The organism is Paenibacillus sp. GD4, assembly GCF_030846225.1.
Taxonomy (GTDB): Bacteria; Bacillota; Bacilli; order Paenibacillales; family NBRC-103111; genus Paenibacillus_G; species Paenibacillus_G silviterrae.
Genome location: NZ_JAVCYK010000001.1, coordinates 4,472,515 through 4,496,546 on the forward strand (window position 1 = coordinate 4,472,515; position 24,032 = coordinate 4,496,546).

Below are 24,032 nucleotides of genomic sequence, written 5' to 3' on the forward strand. Positions count from 1 at the left end.
AGCATGAATACCAACATGAATGAATCGCAGAAAGTAATAGATCAGCTTACCAGGGAATTAGAGCAAACCAAGCGGCGTTTCTCCGACCTATTCGACAATATGGGCGGAGCCCTTTGGTCATATGAAATAGCAACGGATCGGTTCGATCTATCGTCGGGTTATGAGCAGGTGTACGGATATACCCGTGAAGCGTTTGAGCGAGATGCAAAGCTTTGGAGGGAAGTAATTCATCCCGACGATAGGTCCCAATGGTACGAACAAATGAACAGTGCTGCTTCCGGGATTCCCGGCGAATTCGAGCATAGGATCATTACTCCGGATGGCAAAATCCGATGGGTTCATTGCACATGCAACCCTGTAATGGATAAATTAAACCAGGTAGTGAAGGTCAATGGGCTTGCCATCAACATTACAGAAAAGAAGGCAGCTCAGCAGCAAGCTGAACAAAACCTCGAGATGCTTCAGAATATATTGGATACGGTTGATTTAGGCATCTGGTCGTACGATTATACGGCAGGTGCAATGTTATTCGTTTCATTAGGATTAACCAAGATTACAGGGTATCCGAGGGAAGTGTTCATCAACCGCGACTCATGGGTAGGCATCATCCACCCGGATGATTTGGAAATTTTCGAGCAATTATCCTTGAATCTTCGCCTTGGACTTTCAGATACGAGTGAATATCGAATCATTGATGCCGATGGACAGATTCGTTGGGTTCAAAATCGAATCATTACGAAGCTGGAAGGAGGGGCAATGATTCGCCTTCATGGAGTGGTGCTGGATATTTCCTCGCGTAAGCAGCTGGAGCAGGAGCTGACCCAAAGTGAAGCGAAGTACCGGCTCATTGCGGAAAACATGACGGATCTCCTGGGAAGCGTTGACCGTAATGGGGTCATGCGCTATGCTTCCCCGAGCTTTGGCAAAATATTGGGCTACAATAGCGAAAGCATGACAGGCACAAACGGATTCGACTACATTCATCCTGAGGATTTGGCCCCCATTGCTAAACTATTCGAACAAACGGTGCTGACAGGGGAAGTGGCCCCGGTTCGGTTTCGTTTAGTTCATAATGAGGGAGGATCGGTTCATTTCGATTCCTTAATCACTCCGGTTAAGGATGTGCAGGGGGAAGTAGACAGCGTTATTTTCGTTTCAAGAGATATTACAGAGAATATTCGATCGGAAAAGGAGCTTGTGGAAAGCGAGAAACGATATCGCTTGCTGTTGGACCATTCGATGCAGCCGATGGCAACGCACAGCAACGGCAAATTCATCCATGTGAATGCTGCCGCGATGAAGCTGCTGGGCGCCGATAGCGATGACGAGATCATAGGGAAATCTGTTTATGAGATTGTTCACCCGGATTGTATGGATCTAGCACGGGAAAGAGTGCGGAAGGTGCTGGAACATAAATACGCCGGGCCTGTAGAGTATACCTTACTCCGTCAGGACCGGGAAGAGGTCGAAGTGGAAATTATCAGTTTACATGATGAAAGAACAAAGTCCACTTTGGCGCTGTTTAACGATATTACGAATCGGAAAAGGATGGAAAGGGCTCTTCAGGAAAGCGAAGAACATTATCGCAGGCTGGTAGAGCTTTCCCCGATGGCCATTGCGGTTTGCACTCAAGAAACGGTGAAGTATATGAATCTCTCCGCTTTGAAGCTTATGGGTGTGGAGCGTCCGGAGGATATCATAGGCACGAAGGTAACGCAGTGGATCCATCCCGATGATTTGGCACTAGTGAAGGATCGGGCGCAGATGATGTTTCATATGGGCTGCTCCACTCCCGGCGAATACCGTCTCGTGCGTTTGGACGGACGAACGATTGATATTAAGATATCATCCATATTCGACAGCAAATCCGCTACTGTAGAGATCGTCTTTGAAGATATCACCGATCGAAAACAAGCGGAACGAGCGCTGCAGCAAAGCGAGGAACTAAACCGCCGGCTGATCGAATTATCACCGGAGGCGCTCGTGGTGCACAGCGAATACACGTTCGAATATGTCAATCCGGCAGGCGTTTCCTTATTCGGAGCGTCAAGCATGGATGAGATCCTCGGACGTTCCTTGCTTGATAACATCCATCCTGATTTTCGCGAAGCAGCAAGGCAGCGTCTGGCCGCCGTGTATGAACGAGCCTTAGGTGCCTTGCCAATGGAACAGAAATTTGTCCGGCTGGACGGAGCCGTCATTGACGTGGAAACCGTTACGGTTCCGCTTCCCAATATGGGCAAGCATGCAGGGCTGTCCTTAATCCGCGATATCACGGATCGAAAGCAGGCGGAAGCGGACAGAAAGGCCATGGAACAGCTTATTCGAGAAAGTGAAGAGCGATATTACCGGTTACAGACCAGCTTAGACCGATTCTCGCTGGATCTTTTTGGCGTGATGAGAGTAACGGAGATGGAAAAGCGTTTAATCAAAGAAATTGAGGATACGATGAAGGTAGATAAGGTTTATCTTTTTGAGGTGGACAAAGGTAACCAAGTCAGCCTAAAGCACAGCCAGCTTTCGGTAGATAATTCGTTTATTAAAGAGATTGTTAATGTACATCTGCGAACCCTTCCGCTATGCGAATTATTTGAAGTGACGGACGGTTACTTTTTGAAAATCGCCGACACTAGCGGATCGATGCTGGTCGTTGGCATCGCTCCAAAACCGCAAGCTCTGGAAATCAATTCAAAAAGAGTATGGCTTAAAACCATTACCCGTTACGTCAGCGTTCTATATGATAACTTTCGGATGATAGAGGATTTGACAAAGGAGCTTGAAGAATTGGCAGCCAATCAGGCTACGCCTTCATGGCTTTTGCGGCTCTTGTTCAATCTGGCCGAAAATGAAAGAAAACGGTTGTCTCAGGATTTGCACGATTCGGCGCTGCAAGAACAGATCATCTGGTACCGAAAGCTGGATCAGCTGTCGACCAATCCGTCGTTCTCACCGGCACTTAGGGAGCAGCTGCAGCAAATTACGCAAGGCTTGCTCGACGTCATTTATCAAATACGGCTTACGTGTAATGAATTGCGGCCGCCGATGCTGAAAGAAGAGGGCATTGTCTCCTCCTTGGAGGCTTTATTCGAAATCACGCAATTACGCGCTGATTTCTCCGTAGCATTCGACGCATCGGCTTTTTCCCAAGCCTTGACGGACGATCAGCTGTTAGGCTTATACCGTATCGTGCAGGAGCTTTTGGCAAATGCGGCCAAGCATTCCAACGCTACCGAGGTGATACTCACTTTAGCAAGCGATGCAGAACAAATTCATCTTCTTTACGAGGATAACGGTATAGGCATGGAGGTAAGTGCGCTGGGGGATTCCTTTGCAAGCATGGGTGTGTACGGTATGGAGCAAAGGGTCCGCAGTATGGATGGTGGCATCTCGTTTCATTCCTCGCTGAATAATGGACTTTCTATCCGTATCTCTATACCTGTTTCGGGGAGAGTCTTATAGGTAAATAAGAGGGGGGAAGAAGAGAATGATTGAAATCTTACTTGTTGATGACCACCCGGCAGTCATGGAGGGCACGAGGATGTTGCTGGAGCAAGAAGGAGATATTAGGGTCACTTTGGCAGGGGGCGGTCCGGAAGCGATCGAGATGGCGGCTAAACGACGTTTTGATCTGATCCTTGTCGATATGCAAATGCCGGATATTAACGGAATTGATCTGGCAAAGCAAATCATAAGCCGGGATACGGAGGCCGTCATTCTGATTTACACCGGCTTCGATTGCAAAAATCATTTTAATTTGATGATGGAAGCAGGGATCCACGGATTCGTGTCAAAAACCGCGAATAAGGAGCAGCTGGTTACTGCGGTTCGTTGTGCGTTGCGAGGGGAAACGGTGCTGCCGACTTCACTGGTAAAACAGCTAAGAAAAGTCGCCGCTCATCCGGAGGAAGCAAAGGAAACCGATAACCTGCCGATAAGTACTCAGGAATATAAAATTTTGAAGGGAATCGCCAACGGGTACAGTAACAGGAAAATTTCCGAGAATTTGCATATGAGCCAACGATCATTAGAGTATAGCTTGACTGCGTTGTTTCAAAAATTCAACGTGAAATCCAGAATTCAAGTTGTCATGAAAGCCAAAGAAATGGGATTGCTGTCGGAATCCGATTTCGTACAATGAAACGGATTGCGCGGCCGCGCAGGAAAGCCCGGCTACGGGAACTAGTTTCTTTTTGCCGCACCGTCTCGTTAACATGTAGTATCAAAGCCGCCTGGATAGGCGGTTTTTTTTGCGTACAAACAGCATTCTATCCCGTGTGCATAAACATGAATTCTATGACATGTGTCACAGTTCGACAAATAATTGCGTTATTCTACATATTTTTTGCGTGGTCACGAAAGGGTTTTTCGGTTACAGGGGGGATATACGCCTATATAATCAGAGTGAGATGAATATTACATAGTCCAAAATACCTAATACTAGGAGGGGTATAGATGTGTGCAGCGGATCAATATATCGTTGTAGAAATGGGTGACGAAAAATACGCGCTTAATATTTCTGATATCCATGAGATTATAAAGATGCAGAAAATTACCGAAGTACCGAACAGCAAGCATTACTTGGAGGGAGTTACAAATTTGCGCGGAAAGATTGTTCCTATCATTAGTCTGCGCAAAAGATTTGGTTTTCCTGAAGTAAAGGTTACCAAATCCACCCGGATCGTTGTAGTGAATTGTCGGGAAGACATTGTCGGGATCATTGTCGATGCGGTCAGAGAGGTAACCCGATTTTCGGAGATTCAGAGTGCGAACGATATTGTTTCGGGCCTGGAAGAAAGCTATTTCGACGGCGTCGGTTATTCCGGGAATGAGCTTGTCAGTATATTACATATTCATCGTGTATTGAATGATTAGGAGGCGAAGAGATGAGCTTCGATCGTTCAGAGCTTATTGCAGTGTTTCTCGCTGAGGTTAACGAGCAGCTGCAGCTGTTAGAGCAAGATATTTTGAAGCTGGAGCGCGAGGGGGAATCTCCGCAAACCATACAAAGCATATTTCGGGTAGCCCATACCTTGAAAGGGTCATCGGCGGCAATGGGGTATATCGAAATGAAGCAGTTGACGCATGAGATGGAGAACATCTTGGATAAAATCCGCAACCATGCATTGGCGATTAACGGGCAAGTCGTCGATGTATTATTTACTTGCTTGGACCGGTTAAGTGAGTTGAAGGGTGAAATCGAAAGCGGCAGAGGGCGAAATACGAGGATCGATGATGTCGTCGCTCAATTGCGGCTGCTGGAAAAGGATCGGCCGCAAGCTGCCGACGTACCGAAGCCTGCGCGAAACGACCATGCTGGTTGGACGATCGAACAGGCATCGAAGCTAATGCCGGGTCAGCGGTGCTGGGTTTGTACAGTTACCTTCTACGAGCAATGTGAAATGAAGCTCGCGAGGGCATACATTGCATTCAACCAGCTAAAAGAAGTAGGCGACGTACTAGCTTCAAACCCGGACTTGGAGGATGGAGCTTGCAGCACGGATTTCGCTCCCGATGTCGTCTCCTATATCGTTGTGAGCGAACTTACTCCCGAGCAGATTAAGGATAAGATCAATCACCTGCTGGATATGAAGCAGATTGATGTGGTTCCTCTGGAACAGGGAGAACCCCCTTCTCCCCAATCCAATGCAAACAGTGAAACGGACAAAAAGAGCTTTGAAGCCTCCAATACAGCTCCGATGCCGAAAGAAAAAGCGGAGGATGAAATAAAAAAGGTAGGGCAAACCATTCGGGTGGATGTAGAACGTCTGGAGAGCCTCATGAATCTCGTAGGTGAATTGGTTATCGATCAGACCCGAATCGCACAAGCCGGCCATGTGCTGCGTGAGCTTATCGCGAACGACGAAGCTCTGGATGATCTGGATCAAATCTCCAATCACATATCCAGAGTCATCGGAGAATTGCAGGAATCGGTGATGAAGACGCGAATGCTACCGATCGATCAATTGTTTAGCCGATTCCCCCGCATGGTGCGGGACCTGTCCAAGTCATTAGACAAAAATATTAATCTAGTGATCGAGGGGAGGGAAACCGAGCTGGACCGTACTGTCATCGAAGAAATTAGCGATCCGTTACTACATCTCATACGCAATTCGATCGATCACGGCATTGAGGAAGCGGGCGAACGTCGAAGTCTCGGTAAACCCGCCCAGGGTACAGTTCGAATATCAGCCCATCATCAGGAAAACCAAGTGGTCTTGACCATTGAGGACGACGGTGCAGGGATTCATGCAGACAAAGTCAAACAATCGGCCATGCGTAAAGGGCTTATCACTGCCCAGCAGGCTGAAGCTTTAACCGAGCAGGAAATAAAAAAGCTGATTTTCATGCCTGGTTTTTCCACGGCTTCAACGGTTAGCGATATTTCCGGCCGGGGCGTCGGCATGGATATCGTTCGGAGCCATATAGAGAAGCTGAACGGCATCATCGATTTGGAAAGCGTGCAGGGTAAAGGCACGAAATTCACGATCAAGCTGCCTTTGACATTGGCCATCCTCCGAGGATTGCTGATAAAGCTTAGGGAAACGACCTATGCGCTGCCGATGAGCAGCGTCATTGAAATTGTAAGACTGCCGAAAAAAGAAATACAATCCATTAAAGGTCAAACGGTAGTGAAAATAAGAGACCAGGTGCATCCGTTAATTTGGCTGCATGATCATTTTAAGCTGCAGCGAAGTAAACGAAGGACGCATAATGTGTTCGTCGTCATCATCGGGATCGCGGAAAAACGGGTAGGCCTCGTGGTCGATGAATTAATAGGCAATCAGGAGATTGTGGTCAAGTCCATCGGTTCTTACGTCGGAAAAATCGAAGGGGTGTCCGGTGCGACGATACTTGGCGATGGCAGCGTGGCATTGATTCTGGATATCACCGGCATCGGCAAGCTCGTCCACAAGGAGAGATCCTATGTGCAAGAAGAAACGGAAGAGGTAGTATAAACCACCGAGTTCAAATGCGTCGGGCCCCAGATAGGGAGCTTCAGCCTTCGCGGCAAAATCATATTGAAAAATACCATTTACCTAACTATTGGAGGGTTCCCTATGAGCTTTAGCGAAAAATTGGCACGCAAATTTATGAATGACACAGGCATTACTCATGCGATTAAACAATCTGTTTCGGATTCACAGCGTCTGGAACAAAAGCTGAAAGATTTGTCAGGAGTAACCAGGCAAATTTCGGAAGGAACCAACGAACAAACAGCTGCGGTCGAGTCAAGCTCCCGGATTATTAAAGAGCTGGGCGGTTCCATTACAAGTGTAAGCAGTAATGCCGAGAACCTGACTTCTTCCGCTAAAGATACATCGGAAGCGATTCAGGAAATGGTAGCGTCAGTCCAGCAGGTGGCAGGTAACGGCGAAAGCACAACCCGTTCCGTCGAGCAAATATCGGCGTCCATTGAAGAAATGAGCAGGTCGATCAAGGGCGTAGCAAGCAACGCGGAAAGCTTGACGGCTTCAGCGGAGGAAACGGCCGCGGCTATTCAAGAGACGGTTGCGTCCATCCAGCAGGTAGCGGGAAATGCGGAAAGCACGGCCAGCTCTGTGGAGCAAATATCGGCTTCTATTGAGGAAATGGGCAAATCTATCAAGGGCGTAGCCGGCAACGCGGAGAGCTTAACGGCTTCGGCGGAAGAAACGGCCGCAGCCGTCCAAGAAATGGTAGCCTCCATCCAGCAGGTAGCCGGCAATGCTGAGAGTACAGCAGGCTCAGTGGAGCAAATATCCGTATCGATTGAACTGATGGGCACATCCATTAAGGGGGTTGCCGGCAACGCCGAGACTCTTACCGCCTCTGCGCAGGAAACCGCTGCAGCGATTCAAGAGATGGTTGTTTCCATTCAGCAGGTGGCGGGGAACAGCTTGAGCACGGCAAGCTCCGTGGAAGAAATATCCGCTTCCATTGAAGAGATGGGTCAATCGATCAAGGGGGTCGCAGTCAATGCCGAGAGCCTAACCGCTTCTGCCGAAGAGACGGCGGCGGCGATTCAGGAGATGGTAGCGTCCATCCAGCAGGTTGCGGGGAACAGTGGGAGCACGGCAGGCTCGGTGGAGCAAATATCGGCTTCGATTGAACAAATGGGCAATTCGATTAAGGGAGTTGCGAACAATGCGGAGAGTCTTACCGCCTCGGCCCAGGAGTCGACCTCGGCGATTCAAGAGCTGGTCGTGTCGATTCAGCAGGTAGCGGGGAATGCGGAAAGTACCGCAAGCTCTGTGGAGCAAATCTCGGCTTCCATCGAGCAGATGGGCAAATCCGTTAGAGGAGTGGCGGTCAATGCCGATCAATTGCAGAGGTCTGCGAACGAGACGTCTGCTTCCATTCAGCAAATGGCGGCTTCCATTGAACAAGTGGCGGGGAATGCGCAAAATGTCAATGCGCTGACGGAAAAGGTACAAGCGGACGCCAGGAGCGGGAAGAATGCAGTTGCCCAATCTCTTACAGGAATGAAAGAAATTGCGGAAGTGGTGCATCGTGCCTCCGGGGTGATGACTAGTCTAGGAAAGAGCTCCGAAGAAATCGGAAGCATCATTGAAGTCATTGACGATATTGCCGAGCAGACCAATTTGCTTGCTCTAAATGCCGCCATCGAAGCCGCTAGAGCCGGTGAGCATGGTAAAGGATTCGCTGTTGTAGCGGACGAGGTCAGGAAGCTCGCTGAGCGAAGCGCAAAGGCAACGAAGGAAATTGCCCAACTGATCAAAGGTATTCAAGGAGAGACTGCGGATGCAATCAGGGCAATCCAGATCGGTACGGAAAAGGTAGAGCAAGGCAATCGTCTGGCAGATGAAGCTGGAAATTCCATTGAACAGATCGTTGCCGGAATCGAAAGCATTACAAAGGAAATCAGACAAATTACGACAGCCACCATCGAGCAATCCAAAGGCAGCGAGGAAATCGTTAAGGCGGTAGCCGTGGTGACGAGCCAGGCGGAAATGGTGACTCAAGCAACGAAAGAGCAGGCGTTAGGCATCGATGAAATCGTTAAAGGGGTCGGTAATGCGCGCGAACAGGTGCGCCAGGTCAGTTCCGCCACCGTCGAGCAGGCAAGACAAGGTAAGGATATCGTCCGTTCCGTTGAGAATGTTACGAAGCAAGCCGAGCTTGTGACTTATGCGACGAGAGAACAGGCTATCGGGGTGGAGGAGATCATTCAAGGAATTGGAAACGCCCGCGAGCAGGTTCGTCAAATTACTGTCGCTACAGGTGAACAGGCGAACCAAGGAAAACAAATCGTAAATGCCGTGGAGAACGTAACCCGGCAAGCGGCCTTAGTCACTCAGGCAACAAAAGAGCAAGCCATTGGAACCGAGGAAATCATCAAGGGAATCATTAATGCGCGTGAGCAAGTGCGCCAGATTACCGCTGCTACCGGAGAACAGGCAAAGCAAGGACAAGATATGATCCGTGCGGTAGAGAATGTATCCGAGCAAGCGGCGTTGGTTACACAAGCTGTAAAGGAACAAGCTGGAAACGCAGAGGAAGTCATTGCAGGGATCGGGAACGCGCGTGAGCAAGTTCGCCAGGTGACCGTTGCTACCGGGGAGCAAGCCAAACAAGGGAAGGAAATTGTTAGAGCCGTTGAGAATGTTACGAAGCAAGCGGCACTTGTCACTCAAGCAGCGAAGGAACAGGCTGTAGGTGCAGAGGAAATCATACAGGGAATCGGGAACGCCCGCGAGCAGGTGCGCCAGATTACGGTCGCTATGGCGGAACAAGCTAAGCAAGGCAAGCTAATCGTAAGCGCGGTTGAGAATGTTACGAAGCAAGCGGCACTCGTCACTCAAGCAAGCAAGGAGCAGGCTGTCGGAGCGGAAGAAGTGGTACAGGGCGTCGTTCAAGCCCGTGAGCAGGTGCGTCAAATAACAGCAGCTACCGTTGAGCAAGCAAAGCACGGTAAAGAAATCGTTCGCGCGGTGGAGAGCATTGCTGGCCAAGCTCTGGAAATTACCGAGTATACGAAAACCCAAGTCGTGGAGATGGCGAAGCTGGAAAAAACGATTTCGTCAACGGAGCGCATCGTTCTGCAAAACATTAACGACGTGCAGCGTACGGTATCGGTAACCGCCGAGCTGGCCGATCAGTCCGCTAAGATTTATAATACGCTGTCCGTACTGAAATCCTCTTAAGCATATGGGGGGATACGATGCATAGCATGAGCTTAAGAATACTGTCGGAATGGATTCATGCCCATTGCGGAATCAATTATATGGATAACCTGTTGCTTCTGGAATCCAAAGTAGCCAGAAGGCTCTGTGAGCTCGGCATCACTTTGCCGGAATACATGGAATACATTAACCGTCATAAAGAGGAATGGGTTCCTCTGGTAGAGTGTATCACGATTAACGAGACCTACTTTTTTCGCGAGGAGGCTCAGCTGAACGAGCTTTGTAACGTGATTTTACCGGAATGGAAGCAAAGGCCGCGTATTCGCATTTGGAGTGCAGCTTGCTCGACGGGCGAAGAGCCTTATTCGATCGCCATGATGATAGCTGAGCAAGGACATATTCCGCTCGAACGGGTATCCATTACGGGGACGGATATCAACCGTAAGGTGCTGCAGTTCGCGCGGCAAGGCTGTTATCCGAAGCAATCCTTATGCTTTCGAAGAACCTCTTCCGAAATGTTGAATTCATACTTTCATTTGGAAGGTGACAAGTATCAAGTAAATGAGCGGATTCGCAATCAGGTGGAATTTCGCCCTTTAAATTTGGTGCAGGATATAGGAAAGATGGAACGTGTGGATATCATCTTTTGCCGCAACGTCTTGATTTATTTTGATGAAGAAACGACCAGACGCATCATCGGCCATTTTTACGACCGTTTAAACCCCGGAGGCTACTTGTTTCTAGGACATGCCGAGACGATTCTGGGAATCAATACCGATTTTGAAACCGTGAATGCTCCGAATACCTATTATTATCGCAAAAAAGAAGGTTCAACCCGCCGCATTATTTAACTAAAACCTGTTTGTAGGGAGAGGGGGGAGAGATCGTGAAGCAATACGGCGTTTTAATTGTGGACGATTCCGCCTTTATGAGAAGAGCGATCAGTCTTATTTTCGATAAGGATCCTGATTTTTTTATCGTAGGAATCGCACGCAACGGGATAGAAGCGTTGGAGAAGATCCACAGGTTTCGGCCCGACGTGGTGACCATGGATATCGAGATGCCTGAAATGGACGGACTTTCGGCTTTGCATGAAATCATGAAATCCGATCCTGTTCCCGTCGTTATGCTCAGTACACATACCAGTGAAGGAACGGAAGCTTCTTTGCGCGCTTTGGAGCTGGGGGCCGTCGACTTTTTCCTTAAGTCCGACTTGATGAAGGATCCGATGGACCAGCCCGTTCTAACGGACTTTTTGGCGCGAGTGAAAGCGGCAGCCAATGCGAAGAACATTCATGCGGCGGGGAGCGGCATTGCCAAAGAGGAGCCATTTCCGGTTCCCTATCATGATTCCGGTTCGAAGACGGATTTGCTTGTAATCGGCTGCTCGACCGGAGGCCCGTCGGCTCTTCAGTCCATCCTTCCGCGATTCTCAAGTGATTTTCCAGCGGGAATCGTGGTCGTTCAGCATATGCCTCCGGGTTTCACCAAACCTTTGGCAGATCGTTTCGACACGATCTGCAGCTTGCAGGTGAAGGAAGCGGAGGATGGGGATATGATTACACCCGGCGTCATCCATATTTGTCCCGCTGGGTATCACACGATATTCCAAAAAGCAGGGGGGCGGGTTATCCTCCGCGTGTTAAGCAGCGAATCTTATAACGCTTTGTATAAACCTTCGGTTGATGTAACCCTGCAATCGGCTGCCGTCATTTATGGTAATCGTTTATTGGCTGTCGTTCTTACGGGAATGGGGGTCGACGGTCTGATCGGGTGCAAGGAAGTGAAGCTTAACGGAGGCCGGGTTCTTGTGGAAGCGGAACAATCCTGCATCGTATACGGGATGCCTAAGGCTGTCTATGAAGCCGGCCTGGCCGATCGCCAGGCATTGCTTGGGCATATGTACCAGCAAATCATTTCATTTGTGTAACATGGCAGGGTACAACTAAGAAAAGCAGTGAGGGGCGGGGGCAACGATGTCAAGAATTTTAGTTGTGGACGATGCGGCCTTTATGAGGAAGATGCTGTGGCAAATTCTTGTGAATGGCGGGCATGACGTCGTAGGGGAAGCGGTGAATGGGAAGGACGCAATTGAGAAATATATCTCGTTAAAGCCAGATGTCGTTACAATGGATATTACGATGCCTGAAATGGAAGGCATTGAAGCACTGAAAAGTATTCGCCACCATGACCCCGAAGCGAAAGTGGTTATGTGTTCGGCCATGGGGCAGCAAGCGATGGTTGTTCAAGCAATTCAGGCAGGTGCTAAAGATTTCATAGTGAAGCCCTTTCAGCAGGATCGGGTGCTTGCTGCAGTAGCGGCAGTCTCCAGCTGAAAAGGTTCCGACACGGGAGGAAATGCCCCGTGTCGTTTTTTTTGCAATCAGCCTACTCCTAAGCTCGCTTTGCCCTGCGAATGCCGGTATAACTGCTCATAGTACCCTTGTTTATCGAGAAGCTGCCGATGCGTTCCCTCTTCTACAATACGGCCCTGACGCATTACGATAATTCGATCCGCTTGCATAATGGTGGAAAGACGATGGGCGATGACCATCGTGGTTCGTCCTTGGGATACCACCTGAAGCGCCGATTGTACCAGCTGCTCCGTATGTGAATCCAGATTGGCGGTAGCTTCGTCGAGGATCAGGATTTTGGGCTCGAACACGACGATTCTGGCAAAGGAGATCATCTGCCTTTCTCCGGCGGATAATCCGCTGCCGCGCTCCGATAGGCGCGTATCATAGCCATCCTTCAGCCTTTCGATCAATACGTCTGCTCCGACGAAGCGGCATGCCTCGATAACCTTTTCCCTTGAAATGCTTTCGTCAAAGAGTCTCACATTATCGATGATCGATCCCGAGAATAAGTAAGGCTCTTGCTGCACGAGACCGATCATGCGGTGCAGAACAGCCTGCGGGATGTCTCGAATATCCGTTCCGTCCACAAGGATGCTGCCTTCCCGAACATCATAGAAGCGGCATAGCAGGCTCATCAATGAGCTCTTGCCCGCACCGGTTGTACCGACAATGCCAACCATTTCCCCAGGGCGTATGTGCAGGTCCAAATCTTCGATCACCGTGCTGTCCTCCGAATACCCGAACTGGATATGGTTGTAATCGATACGCCCCTTCACGGCGGACAAATCGATCGGGACAGGCTTCTCTGTATCCGTAATCTCAGGCTTGAGAGAAAAAATTCTCCAGAGCCGGTCCATAGAAACAATCGTGGATTGCAGGGTGTTCCACTGCTGGGTAATATTGTTGATCGGCTGGAAAAACTGGCGTATATAAGTGATAAAGGCATAAAGAACGCCAAACTCGATGCTTTTGTTAAATACCGCCAGGCCTCCAACATACACCAGGAACGCTACAGCCATATTGCCGAGCAAGTCAAAGGAGCGGTTAAACAGGACATTCGTACGGACCTCGCGAAGGTTCGCGCGGAAATACGTTTCGTTGCGCCCGGTGAATCGCTGGTTCTGTTCTTTTTCCTGGTGAAACGCTTGAATCAGATTCATCCCGGCCAAATTCTCCGCTACGAACGCGATCAGTCTGGATAAATGGGTTCGTGCAAGCTGATAGGTTTTACGAATGTAGCTGCGGAAACCGATCGCGATCCCTGCAATAATCGGAAGAATGATCATGCTGTAAGCAGCCAGCGTAGGATCAAGATGAAACATTAATGCGATGATAAAGATCAGCGTCAGACCGTCACGAATCATGCTGAGGAACACTTGGGTAAAAAATTGGTTTAACGTCTCGGTATCGCTGGAGACGTGAGTGACAAGACTGCCGCTTTGAAAACGGTCGAAAAACGACATTTGCAGCTTGGTGATATGCTCGAACAGCTCTTTGCGAATTCGGGCGACGATGCTCTGCCCCGTAAATTGAAGCAAATTGTTTTGCAAATAAGTAAAAGTGAGACCCAGCAAGGAAAGTGCAAGGTATATGCCGCAGATCACCAGCAGCATCCCCATATCGTTCTTGCCTATGGCCAAATTGTCGTCGATGGCAATCTTCACGAGATAGGGCTGAAGCAGATCCGCCGCGATGGCCAGAAAGGTAAAGCAAAACACGGTTACAAATTTGCTTCGGTGCGGTACGATGTAGGATAGCATAGCTCGAAAGGCCTGGCGGCGCTGCTCAGGGCTGACGTGATAGGACGCGTTGATTTCTTCCTCCTGCTTACCGCCGTTAGCTTCCTTCGGCATACCGTGTCCCCTCCTCCTGAATGGAATAAAGAGAGGCATACAGACCATCCTCAGCGAGCAGCTGTTGATGGGTTCCCCGCTGAACGATGCGTCCCTCATCCAATACGATAATTTCATCGGCGTGCTTCAATGCGCTGATCCGATGAGCGATAATAATCGTTGTCTTTCCTTTTCGTCCAAGACGAATATTATCAATGATTTTTGTTTCCGTTACGGCATCAACGGCACTGACGCTATCGTCCAATATTAGCACGGGCGCGTCCTTAATAAAGCCGCGGGCAAGGGACGTTCTCTGTCTTTGTCCGCCAGACAGCGTAATCCCTCTTTCGCCGAGCTTCGTCTCGAAAGCCTCGGGAAAATCAACGATGTTGTCATAAATTTGCGCGCGCCTTGCGGCTTGCTCCACATGTTCAAAAGCCGTGTCTCTGTTATGAAAGGCAATATTGTCACGGATGGTGGTGCTAAACAGAAAGCCGTCCTGAGGCACGTAAGCAATATTGCACCGCAAGCTTTCCAGTGTCACGTCATGGATGTCTTCGTTACCCAGCCATATGGTGCCCTTGGGCGGATTATAGATCCGAAGCAGCAGCTTGACGAGCGTCGTTTTGCCGCTTCCCGTTTTGCCGATGATGCCTAAGGTTTTCCCTGCGGGAAGGGTGAGACTGATGTCCCGAAGCGAAGGCTTGCTTGATTCCGGGTATGCAAACGTTAAACCTTTCACGCGGATAGAAACAGCGTCAGAATCCATCGGCAAAGCATGGGCTGCTTCCGCAACCTCGGGCTTCAGAGAAAGAAGAGCATTGAGTCGCTCCAGAGAGGCGCGAGAGCGCTGCATCGTATTGATGACGTTTCCAATTTGCTGCAGCGGGTTGACGATCATCCGCATGTATAACGTTAAAGATACGAAGTTGCCTAGAGTAATATGCTTGTGTGCGGTTAAGTATCCGCCTACGGCGAGGGAGAGAATCAGAGACAGCGCTCCCAAAAACGGCAGCAGCGCCTGAAACAGGGAGGAGATTCTCACCAGTCTAACCTGATTGTCAAGGATGCGGTCGACCGTTTGGCCGAATTTGGCTCGCATGACGGATTCTACAGCGAACTTCTTGGTTACGCGGATGCCTCCGAATTGCTCTTCTGCCGATTCAGTCATACCGGCGAGCGCCTCCTGCACCTTTTTGGAACGGTCGCGTATTCTCGGGCCGAAGTAAACCACCGCCCAAGGAATGGCTAGCATCGGCAATATACAAATCATGATTAAATAAAGCGGAATTGAGCTTAAGATCATCATGACAATTACGGATAAAATAATAATGACTGCATTGGTCGTGTGGTTGATTCCTTGCGAAATCGATTCTCTGACCGACGTCACATCGTTCATCACATAGCTGAGCAGCTTGCCGACACCATTTTTGGAATAATAGCTTTCACTTAGCGTTGTGAAGTGGGCAAACAATTTTTTTCGGGTAACAAATTCAAACAATCTGCCCATTCTCATTACAACGTACTGCCCGATTCCGCCCAAGATTCCATAGGTCAGACCGATGGCAAGCAGCAGCAGACTGTAATTGCGAATGGATGATGCGGTAATCCCGCTCTGCTGCAAATCATCCGTGAAATTTCCGAGCACCTTCGGGTAATAAGCTTGCGTAATGTTGGCCGCCGAAATACAAAGCACGGCGAACAAGTAAACATACCAGTGGGCCTTTAGATAATCCTTAAGTAAACGTATGTCCTTCAATGGCATCCACATCCTGTTTTTAGTTGTAATATCCAAATCGCCGTCTCAACCACATATTATACTTCGACCTGCTTATCATATCATCCGGGCTCACCCACCAATACACGGATATTTCCCCTCATTTCCCTTCAAAACGCGTGTACGTCAGATTAACCTTACGAATGCTTCCGATCCCTTCGGATTCCTGTGGTTTATAGACGGAAACAAAATTAGACCAGTCAAGCGCAAAATAATCATTCTTTTTGTGCAAAATCCAAAAAAGATATTTGCGGAAACAAAAACCAGCCGCTCCAACCAGAACATACCTTCGCTTTCCTTATGGAAATTTGATAGAATAATAGAATGATAGAATGGACGATGGAGGGGACAAACGGTGGCGTTTCGATTCGTGCTCGGAAGGGCAGGCAGCGGGAAGACGACATGGTGCCTGCAGGAAATTAAACGGAGGCTGGCGGAGCGGCCGGACGGGCGTCCGCTGATCTGGCTTGTGCCGGAGCAGGCCACGTCGCAAGCGGAGTATGCTTTGATCCAATCTCCGGAGCTTGGCGGCACGCTAAGGGCACAGGTGCTCAGCTTCCGCAGGCTTGCCTGGCGGGTCATGCAGGAGGTCGGGGGCACCGCAAGACTGCCTATCGATGAAACCGGCAAAAAGCTGCTGCTTCACAGCATTTTACATAAACAGAAGGACCGTTTACGATTATTCGACGCTTCAGCCGACCAGATGGGCTTTCTGGATAACCTGAATCAGCTGTTGACGGAATTCAAGAGGTATTGTGTCACGTCAGACGGGTTGAAGCAGTACATAGAGCAGCAGGAGACAAGGGAGGGCCTCGGCGGCAGGCATTTGAGAGACAAGCTGCACGATCTCCAATTGGTATACGGTGAATTCGAGCGGCAGCTGTCAAGGCAATATCTCGATGGAGAGGATTACCTGGCGCTGCTGGCCAGGCAGCTGAAGGATTCATCATACGTACTTGGTGCGGAGTGCTGGATCGACGGCTTCCACGGCTTTACGCCCCAGGAGATGACGGTGGTGGAGCAGCTGGCGGTCCATTGCGAGAATGTATCGCTGACGCTGTGCTTAAACCGAGAGTACCGGGACGGAGAGGAACCCCATGAGCTCGATCTGTTCCATCCGACGGCACGCACCATGATGAACCTGCATGCGAGATTGCAGGAGCTGGGAACTCGAATGGAATCTTCCGTTCTTCTCGACTCTGAGCCCCCTGCGAGGTTCGCCGACAGTCCTGCGCTGGCGTATTTGGAGACGGCGTGGGAGCAGCGAGTGAAACGGCCCTACTCAGCCTCTTTCGAGGAGCGTAGCAAGCCTTTCCCTGTTCGATTGTCTGCAGCGGTAAGCCGCCGGGCTGAGGCGGAAAGTGTAGCGAGGGATATCGTCCGGCTGGTGAGGGAGGACGGGCTGCGTTATCGCGATATTGCGGTCTCGGTTAGAAATATTGAAGCTTATGGGGATCTCCTGGCCGGCACGTTTCAGGATTATGGAATTCCTCATTTTTTCGATCAGAAGCGCACCGTAATGCATCATCCGGTCGTTGAGCTGATCCGTTCCTCTCTGGAGGTCATTCAGCTGTACTGGAAGTATGATGCTGTATTTCGATGTGTCAAAACGGATTTCTTCCTGCCTCTCGGCAAGGATACTTCGGAGGAGGTCATTATCGACCGTCATGCGATGGATCAGCTGGAGAACTATGTGCTGGCCTTCGGGATTCAGGGCTCCAAATGGCTGTCCCCGGACGATTGGACGTATTCCTTGCGAGCTGACCTGGATTCTGACGGTACGAAAGGAAGCGCGGGAGAGGAAGCCTTTTTACGCAAAATCAATGCCTGCCGGAGGCGGGTGACGGGACCGCTGCTGCGAATGCAGGAGAAGATGAAGACGAGCAAGCGCGTAAGGGACCGCGTAGAGGCGCTTTACGAGCTTTTGGTGACGCTTCAGGTACCGGAAAGACTGGAGGCCTGGAGCCAGGAGGCGCTTCGCCAAGGAAAGCCCGAGAAGGCGAGAGAGCACGCTCAAGTGTGGGATCGTGTAATGGACATGCTGGATCAGCTGGTCGAGCTGATGGGGGAGGAATCGTTGTCCACAGAGGTGTTCGCCCGGCTGGTGGAAACCGGCATGGAGAGCATGAAGCTGGGGCTCGTTCCGCCGACCCTGGATCAAGTACTGGTCGGCAGCATGGATCGTACCCGGTCGGGGCAAGTCAAGATCATGTTTGTGCTGGGAGTAAATGAAGGCGTGATGCCGGCCAAAATTACGGAGAACGGGGTCGTCTCCGAGCAGGAGCGGGAGCTGCTGGCAGCCTCAGGGCTGATGCTGGCCGAAAGCAGCCGGCGCCGTTTGCTCGATGAGCCGTTCTTAATGTATTGCGCCTTCTGCACGCCCTCCCACGGGCTTTGGCTTAGCTACCCGCTGGCGGACGAGGAAGGGAAGACCCTCCTTCCGTCGGATGTGATCCGGCAGATCAAGCGAATGTTTCCTGCGGTAAAGGAAAGGCTGCTGGTCATCGAGCCGGGTGAAGAAGACAGCCTTACGGAGCACTTAAGCTATGTCGCCCATCCGGACAAAGCGCTTAGCCTATTAATTATGCAGCTGAAGCGTTGGATGTATGGAGAGCAAGTGAACGAGGTATGGTGGTCGGTTTACAATTGGTTTGCCCGTCAGCCGGAATATAGCGGAAGATTATCCCGGCTGTTACAGTCGCTGCTATATACGAACGAAGAGGCGCCTCTTCGCGAGGAAACAAGCCGGGAGCTGTATGGGGAAACCATCGAGACGAGCGTTTCCCGTATGGAACGGTTCGTGCAGTGTCCGTTCTCCCAATTTGTTTCTCACGGCTTGCGCCTTAAGGAGAGGCAGCTGTTCCGGCTGGAGGCTCCGGATATCGGGCAGCTGTTCCATTCTGCGCTGAGCGGCTTCGCAGAGCAGGTGCTGCAGGAAGGGGTCGATTGGGGCGGATTGTCTGCACGCGAGTGCGAGGAGCGGGCAGCCTTAGTCATCGACATGCTCGCACCGAGGCTTCAGGGTGAAATTCTGCTGAGCTCGAAGAGGTACCATTATATCGCTCGAAAGCTGAAGCAGGTCATCGGCAAAGCCGCAGCCATCCTCGGAGAGCATGAGCGGCGCGGACAATTCCGCCCGATTGGGCTTGAGGTCGGCTTCGGCAAGGGGCAGCCGATTCCGCCATTGGAATACGAGCTTCCCGGCGGAGTCAAGATGGAGCTCCGCGGCCGGATCGACCGCATTGACCGCGCGGATACGGAACGGGGCACGCTGCTGAGGGTGATCGATTACAAGTCGAGCTCTAAGGCTCTGAATCTTGCTGAGGTTTATCACGGCTTATCTCTGCAGATGCTGGCTTACCTGGACGTTGTTCTGACTCATGCGCCGATCTGGCTTGGCAAGGAAGCGGAGCCTGCCGGCGTCTTGTACTTCCATGTACATAATCCCGTGCTGAATCAGAAGAACCGGCTGGAGGCCGAGGCGGTGGAGAAGGAGGTCAAGAAGCGCTTCAAAATGAAGGGCTTGCTTCGGGCCGATGCCGAGATCGTCAAGCTCATGGATAACGGGCTGGCAAGCTCCAGCGGCTATTCGGAAATTTTGCCAGCGGCGCTCAAGACGGACGGAACCTTTTACAAGACCTCCTCGGTGGCAACGGAGGCGCAGTGGAATACGGTTCGAAGCTATGTGAAAAAAACCATTCAAAGCATCGGGACCTCCATAACGGAAGGCCGAATCGATATCGCCCCTTACCGCATGGGGCCATCGGCAGCCTGCAACGGCTGCTCCTATCGCCCGGTGTGCCAGTTTGACACACAGTTCGAAGGCAATGCTCATCGTCAGCTGCCGATGCTTGGAAAGGACCGGGTATGGGAGCTGATGGAATCCCCTGCCGCCGGTCAGGTGAAGCCGATCCCATCGTCACCTCGATTCCGGCCGGCGGGAAGAGCGGAGGACAAGCTTGCCGCGCTTCAAGTGACAATAGAAGATGAGGACCGAGCGAAGGAAGGAGGAGATGCACCGTGATCGATAGAATACCGAAGCCGGAGGGAAGCTCCTGGACGGACGACCAGTGGGACGCGATTACCCTCGGCGGGCATTCCATGCTGGTGGCCGCAGCAGCCGGTTCAGGCAAAACGGCGGTACTCGTAGAGCGGATTATCCGACGCATATCGGATGAGCGAAATCCGATCGATGTAGACCGGCTGCTTGTTGCTACCTTCACGAAGGCGGCTGCCGCAGAAATGCGGCACCGGATTAGCGAAGCGCTCGAGAAAGCGCTGGCGGCGAATCAGGGCTCCGATCATTTGCGGCGGCAGCTTGCTCTGATCCATAGAGCCTCCATTACCACGCTGCACTCCTTTTGCCTTGAGGTGATCGGCCGGTACTACCAGCTTATTGGACTGGACCCCGGCTTCCGCATAGCGAACGAGACCGAGAGTGCACTGATGCGTCAGGATTTGCTGGAAGAGCTGCTGGAGGAGCAGTACGGAGAGTCTGCCGAGGGGGATGCCTTCTGGCGGCTTGCCGATTGGTTTAACGGAGACAAGAGCGACGAAGCGCTGTTTCAGCTCATTCAAAGGCTTTACGATTATTCGCGAAGTCATCCGTTCCCGGATGAATGGCTTCGGGATATGGCAGGGCAATTCACGCAAGGCTGGAATGAAGAGGAAAGTCCGTGGCTTCCGAGCCTCCGGGCATCCGTCAAGCTGGAGCTGGAGGGCATGCTTGCCGTTCTTCAGGAAGCGGTTCGCGTGACGAAGCAGCCTGGCGGACCGGAGCCATATTCGGGTAACCTCGAGGATGACACGGCTGTTATCGAATATTTGCTGGAGATGGTTTCCGGAGAGCATCGATGGGAGCTGCTCTATAACGCCTTCCAGGGAGCGGGCTTCGGAAAGCTGAAGCCGTGCAAGGGCGATTATGATAAAGAGCTTCAGGAGCAGGTTAAGGATCTTCGCAATGAAGTGAAGGAACGGCTCGGCGCCATCAAGGAGGAGCTGTTCGGCAGAACGCCTCGGGAGCACGGAGAAGAGCTTCTCGCAATGGCTCCATTGATGAATAAGCTGGTCGAGCTGGTCATTGAATTCGGGGAGAGATACCGGAAGGCGAAATCGGCGAAGGGTTTGGTGGACTTTGCCGATTTGGAGCATTACTGCCTTCAAATACTTCGTTCAGCGGAGGCTTCTCCCGGGGAGCTGCTTCCTTCCCAAGCGGCGCAAGACTACAGGGAACAGTTTGTGGAGGTTTTGCTGGACGAATATCAGGATACAAATCGGGTGCAAGAGGCTATTGTAGAGCTGATTTCCCGCGCGGCTCCCGGGAACCGTTTCATGGTCGGCGATGTGAAGCAGAGCATTTACCGGTTCCGGCTAGCCGAGCCGGGATTATTTCAGGAGAAGTATAAAAGCTATGTTCCGGGCGGAACGGAACCGGGCCAGAGAATCGATTTGGCGCGTAACTTTCGCAGCCGCAGGCAGGTTGTTGACGGAACGAACTATATATTCCGTCAGGTGATGAATGAAACCGTCGGTGAGATTGCCTATGACCGGGCGGCGGAGCTGGTATGCGGAGCAAGCTATCCGGAAGAGAGCGGATCGGACAATAAGCTGGCCGTTGAGCTCCTGCTGATTGACCGTTCGAATGCTACAAACGTTCAAGAGGAGTCTGCGGTTTGGTCTGAGGAGGCGGAGGATTCGCCTGCGGATGAAGGACCGAGTCTCGAGGAAGAAGCGAAGGAGCTGGCGGTCGTACAGCTCGAAGCGCGTACGATTGCGCTGAACATTCGCCGGCTTCTGGGGATGGACGGGGACCGGCCGTTTCAGGTATTTGATAAGTCCGTCAAGGGAATGCGCGATATCACATACCGGGATATGGTCATTCTTCTTCGGGCGACGCAAGCATGGGCTCCCGTGCTGATTGAGGAGCTGGCAGCCCAGGGAATTCCTGCGTATGCCGAGCTGAGTACCGGGTATTTTACCGCAATTGAAGTGCAGGTGCTGATGTCCTTGCTCAAAATTGTGGATAACCCTTATCAGGATATCCCGCTTGCCGGGGTGCTGCGCTCTCCCATCGTCGGTTTGAGCGCCGAGCAGCTGGCCAAGGTAAGGATTCGAAGCAGGCAAGGCGCCTTCTACGATGCGGTGCGTGCTTATGCCGGGAGCGCTGAGGACGACGGACCGGTGGATTCGGAGCTGCGGGAGAAGCTTGCCGCTTTCCTCGTTCAGCTGGCGGAGTGGCGAAGAGAGGCACAGCAAGGTCCGCTCGCCGATTTAATATGGGGCATTTACCGCTCTACCGGGTATTTCGACTTTGTCGGGGGACTTCCGGGAGGGCAGCAGCGGCAAGCCAACTTGCGGGCGTTTTATGACCGGGCGCGGCAGTATGAGGCAACCTCGTTCCGGGGTTTGTTCCGCTTTCTTCGCTTCGTGGAACGGATGCAGGCGGGAGGGAGCGATTTGGGGACGGCTCGGGCGCTTGGTGAGCAGGAGGATGTCGTAAGGATCATGACGATCCATAAGAGCAAAGGGTTGGAATTTCCGGTCGTTTTCGTGGCCGGACTGGCCAAGCAGTTCAACAGCCGCGACTTGACGGACGCCTTCCTGCTGCACAAGGAGCTCGGCTTCGGGCCGAAATATATGGATTTGGATACCCGGGTCAGCTATCCGTCGCTACCGTGGCTTGCCATCCAGCGCAAGATGAAGCTGGAGCTGCTTGCAGAGGAGATGCGCGTGCTGTATGTGGCATTGACCCGTGCGAGAGAGAAGCTTTACTTGATCGGCTCGGTAAAGGGGCTGGACAAAACGCTCCGGTCCTGGCTGCGCTTCGTTGATCATGACCGGCAGGAGCTGCCCGATGATGCGCTCGCATCCGCACGCTGTTACTTGGACTGGATCGGCCCGGCCGTCTTCCGTCATCCCGATGGGAAGCCGCTGCGCGATGCGGCGGGCTGCGGTTACCGGGCTCAAGCGTTCCTGATGAATGAACCCTCCCGCTGGCGCGTCGAGATTATCGGGACGGAAGTATTCGCAGGTATGGCGGAAGCCGCCGGAACGATCGAGCGGAGCAACGAGCGGCTGCAAACCATCCTCCGTCTGGAACCGGTAGGCGAGACGGAGCGCTGGGAGCATGAGGTATGGCGCAGGCTGTCTTGGCAGTACCGGGAGGAGCAGGCGACCAAGGTGCTCGCCAAGACATCGGTCACGGAGCTGAAGCGGCTGTCTGAGCATCATAAACTCATGGAGCTGTTATCGGAGTCCGAGGGAACGGCGGAGGCCGTCTTCACGGAGGAGGGGCTGGCACTGCCCGGATCCGGGCTCATCGATGCTGCAAGGTCGGGAGGTCCCGGCTATCGGCCGGCGATTGTTCGCAGACCTCGTTTTCTGGAGCAAACGAAGCTGAATGCGGCGGAGCGCGGAACGGTGTTTCATGCCGTCATGCAGCAGATGCCTCTGACCAAGACGCCGACGGAGGCCGATGTACGCGAAGTGCTCGCGGGAATGGTGACCCGCGAGCTGCTGACGGAGGATCAAGCCGGCGTGGTGGAGCCGGCAGTCATCGTTTCCTTCTTCGAGAGCGAGCTCGGCAGACGCCTCCTTGCCTCATCGAAGGTGCATCGCGAGGTTCCTTTCAGCTATGGTCTGCCTGCCAAGGATGTTTACGGCGCGGAAAGCTTGAAGAACTCGGAGCGGCTCGGCGATGAGATCATTATGCTTCAAGGGGTGATAGACTGCCTGTTTGAAGAGGATGCCGGGCTTGTTTTGCTTGATTTTAAGACGGATCATCTCAAAGGAAGCTCTCCCGCCGCAGTCGGCGAGAAATACCGGCTGCAGCTTGAGCTGTATGCGAGAGCGGTGGAAACGATCTGGAAGCGGTCGGTTGCGGCGAAATATATCTTTTTATTCGATGGGGCGCATGTGGTTCCATTGTAAATGCGGTGGAAGG

General features: G+C 51.8%; 12 protein-coding genes. 10 read left to right on the forward strand and 2 right to left on the reverse strand.

Annotated features, from left to right (window positions below; all coding sequences use genetic code 11):
- Positions 1–3 precede the first annotated feature (3 nt).
- From RAC89_RS21175 to RAC89_RS21210, 8 genes are all read left to right on the forward strand, one after another.
- Positions 4–3,459 carry a PAS domain-containing sensor histidine kinase gene (locus RAC89_RS21175; RefSeq protein ID WP_306615652.1) on the forward strand — a complete coding sequence of 1,152 codons (3,456 nt, stop codon included), beginning with the start codon at positions 4–6 and terminating at the stop codon, positions 3,457–3,459.
- 25 nt (positions 3,460–3,484) lie between these two features.
- Positions 3,485–4,138, forward strand: coding sequence for a response regulator transcription factor (locus RAC89_RS21180; protein WP_306615653.1), 654 nt, complete (start codon positions 3,485–3,487; stop codon positions 4,136–4,138).
- Positions 4,139–4,452: 314 nt separating this feature from the next.
- Positions 4,453–4,872, forward strand: a complete 420-nt coding sequence (locus RAC89_RS21185) for a chemotaxis protein CheW (RefSeq protein ID WP_306615654.1) — start codon at positions 4,453–4,455, stop codon at positions 4,870–4,872.
- A gap of 11 nt (positions 4,873–4,883) precedes the next feature.
- The gene (locus RAC89_RS21190; protein WP_306615655.1) at positions 4,884–6,956 is read left to right on the forward strand and encodes a chemotaxis protein CheA; all 2,073 of its coding nucleotides are present in this window, start codon (positions 4,884–4,886) and stop codon (positions 6,954–6,956) included.
- A 102-nt stretch (positions 6,957–7,058) separates the two neighbouring features.
- Positions 7,059–10,145, forward strand: coding sequence for a methyl-accepting chemotaxis protein (locus tag RAC89_RS21195; RefSeq protein WP_306615656.1), 3,087 nt, complete (start codon positions 7,059–7,061; stop codon positions 10,143–10,145).
- A gap of 26 nt (positions 10,146–10,171) precedes the next feature.
- Positions 10,172–10,975 (forward strand): CheR family methyltransferase, encoded by an 804-nt coding sequence (locus tag RAC89_RS21200; protein ID WP_306615657.1) that lies wholly within the window; start codon positions 10,172–10,174, stop codon positions 10,973–10,975.
- Between the two features lie 35 nt (positions 10,976–11,010).
- Entirely contained in the window at positions 11,011–12,054 is a 1,044-nt protein-coding gene (locus tag RAC89_RS21205) for a protein-glutamate methylesterase/protein-glutamine glutaminase (protein ID WP_306615658.1), read from the forward strand.
- Positions 12,055–12,100: 46 nt separating this feature from the next.
- Positions 12,101–12,460: a response regulator gene (locus RAC89_RS21210; protein WP_306615659.1), complete on the forward strand. Its 360-nt coding sequence runs from the start codon at positions 12,101–12,103 to the stop codon at positions 12,458–12,460.
- 47 nt (positions 12,461–12,507) lie between these two features.
- Here RAC89_RS21210 and RAC89_RS21215 read toward each other — a convergent pair whose 3' ends face one another.
- Together RAC89_RS21215 and RAC89_RS21220 are read right to left on the reverse strand one after the other, a co-directional pair.
- Positions 12,508–14,334: an ABC transporter ATP-binding protein gene (locus tag RAC89_RS21215; protein ID WP_306615660.1), complete on the reverse strand. Its 1,827-nt coding sequence runs from the start codon at positions 14,332–14,334 to the stop codon at positions 12,508–12,510.
- Positions 14,318–16,078 (reverse strand): ABC transporter ATP-binding protein, encoded by a 1,761-nt coding sequence (locus RAC89_RS21220; protein ID WP_373430033.1) that lies wholly within the window; start codon positions 16,076–16,078, stop codon positions 14,318–14,320. The genes RAC89_RS21215 and RAC89_RS21220 overlap by 17 nt, the downstream gene beginning before the upstream one ends.
- A gap of 367 nt (positions 16,079–16,445) precedes the next feature.
- On the opposite strand from RAC89_RS21220, the gene addB reads away from it, so the two are divergent.
- Entirely contained in the window at positions 16,446–20,114 is a 3,669-nt protein-coding gene (addB, locus tag RAC89_RS21225) for a helicase-exonuclease AddAB subunit AddB (protein WP_306615662.1), read from the forward strand.
- Positions 20,111–24,019, forward strand: coding sequence for a helicase-exonuclease AddAB subunit AddA (gene addA, locus RAC89_RS21230; RefSeq protein ID WP_306615663.1), 3,909 nt, complete (start codon positions 20,111–20,113; stop codon positions 24,017–24,019). The genes addB and addA overlap by 4 nt, the downstream gene beginning before the upstream one ends.
- Positions 24,020–24,032: the final 13 nt, after the last annotated feature.

What these genes read in the sequence shown, in the direction of transcription:
- RAC89_RS21175 (WP_306615652.1), top strand. Translation starts at nt 4, where the DNA reads ATGAATACCAACATGAATGAATCGCAGAAAGTAATAGATCAGCTTACC.
- RAC89_RS21180 (WP_306615653.1), top strand. Translation starts at nt 3,485, where the DNA reads ATGATTGAAATCTTACTTGTTGATGACCACCCGGCAGTCATGGAGGGC.
- RAC89_RS21185 (WP_306615654.1), top strand. Translation starts at nt 4,453, where the DNA reads ATGTGTGCAGCGGATCAATATATCGTTGTAGAAATGGGTGACGAAAAA.
- RAC89_RS21190 (WP_306615655.1), top strand. Translation starts at nt 4,884, where the DNA reads ATGAGCTTCGATCGTTCAGAGCTTATTGCAGTGTTTCTCGCTGAGGTT.
- RAC89_RS21195 (WP_306615656.1), top strand. Translation starts at nt 7,059, where the DNA reads ATGAGCTTTAGCGAAAAATTGGCACGCAAATTTATGAATGACACAGGC.
- RAC89_RS21200 (WP_306615657.1), top strand. Translation starts at nt 10,172, where the DNA reads ATGAGCTTAAGAATACTGTCGGAATGGATTCATGCCCATTGCGGAATC.
- RAC89_RS21210 (WP_306615659.1), top strand. Translation starts at nt 12,101, where the DNA reads ATGTCAAGAATTTTAGTTGTGGACGATGCGGCCTTTATGAGGAAGATG.
- RAC89_RS21215 (WP_306615660.1), bottom strand. Translation starts at nt 14,334, where the DNA reads ATGCCGAAGGAAGCTAACGGCGGTAAGCAGGAGGAAGAAATCAACGCG.
- RAC89_RS21220 (WP_373430033.1), bottom strand. Translation starts at nt 16,078, where the DNA reads ATGCCATTGAAGGACATACGTTTACTTAAGGATTATCTAAAGGCCCAC.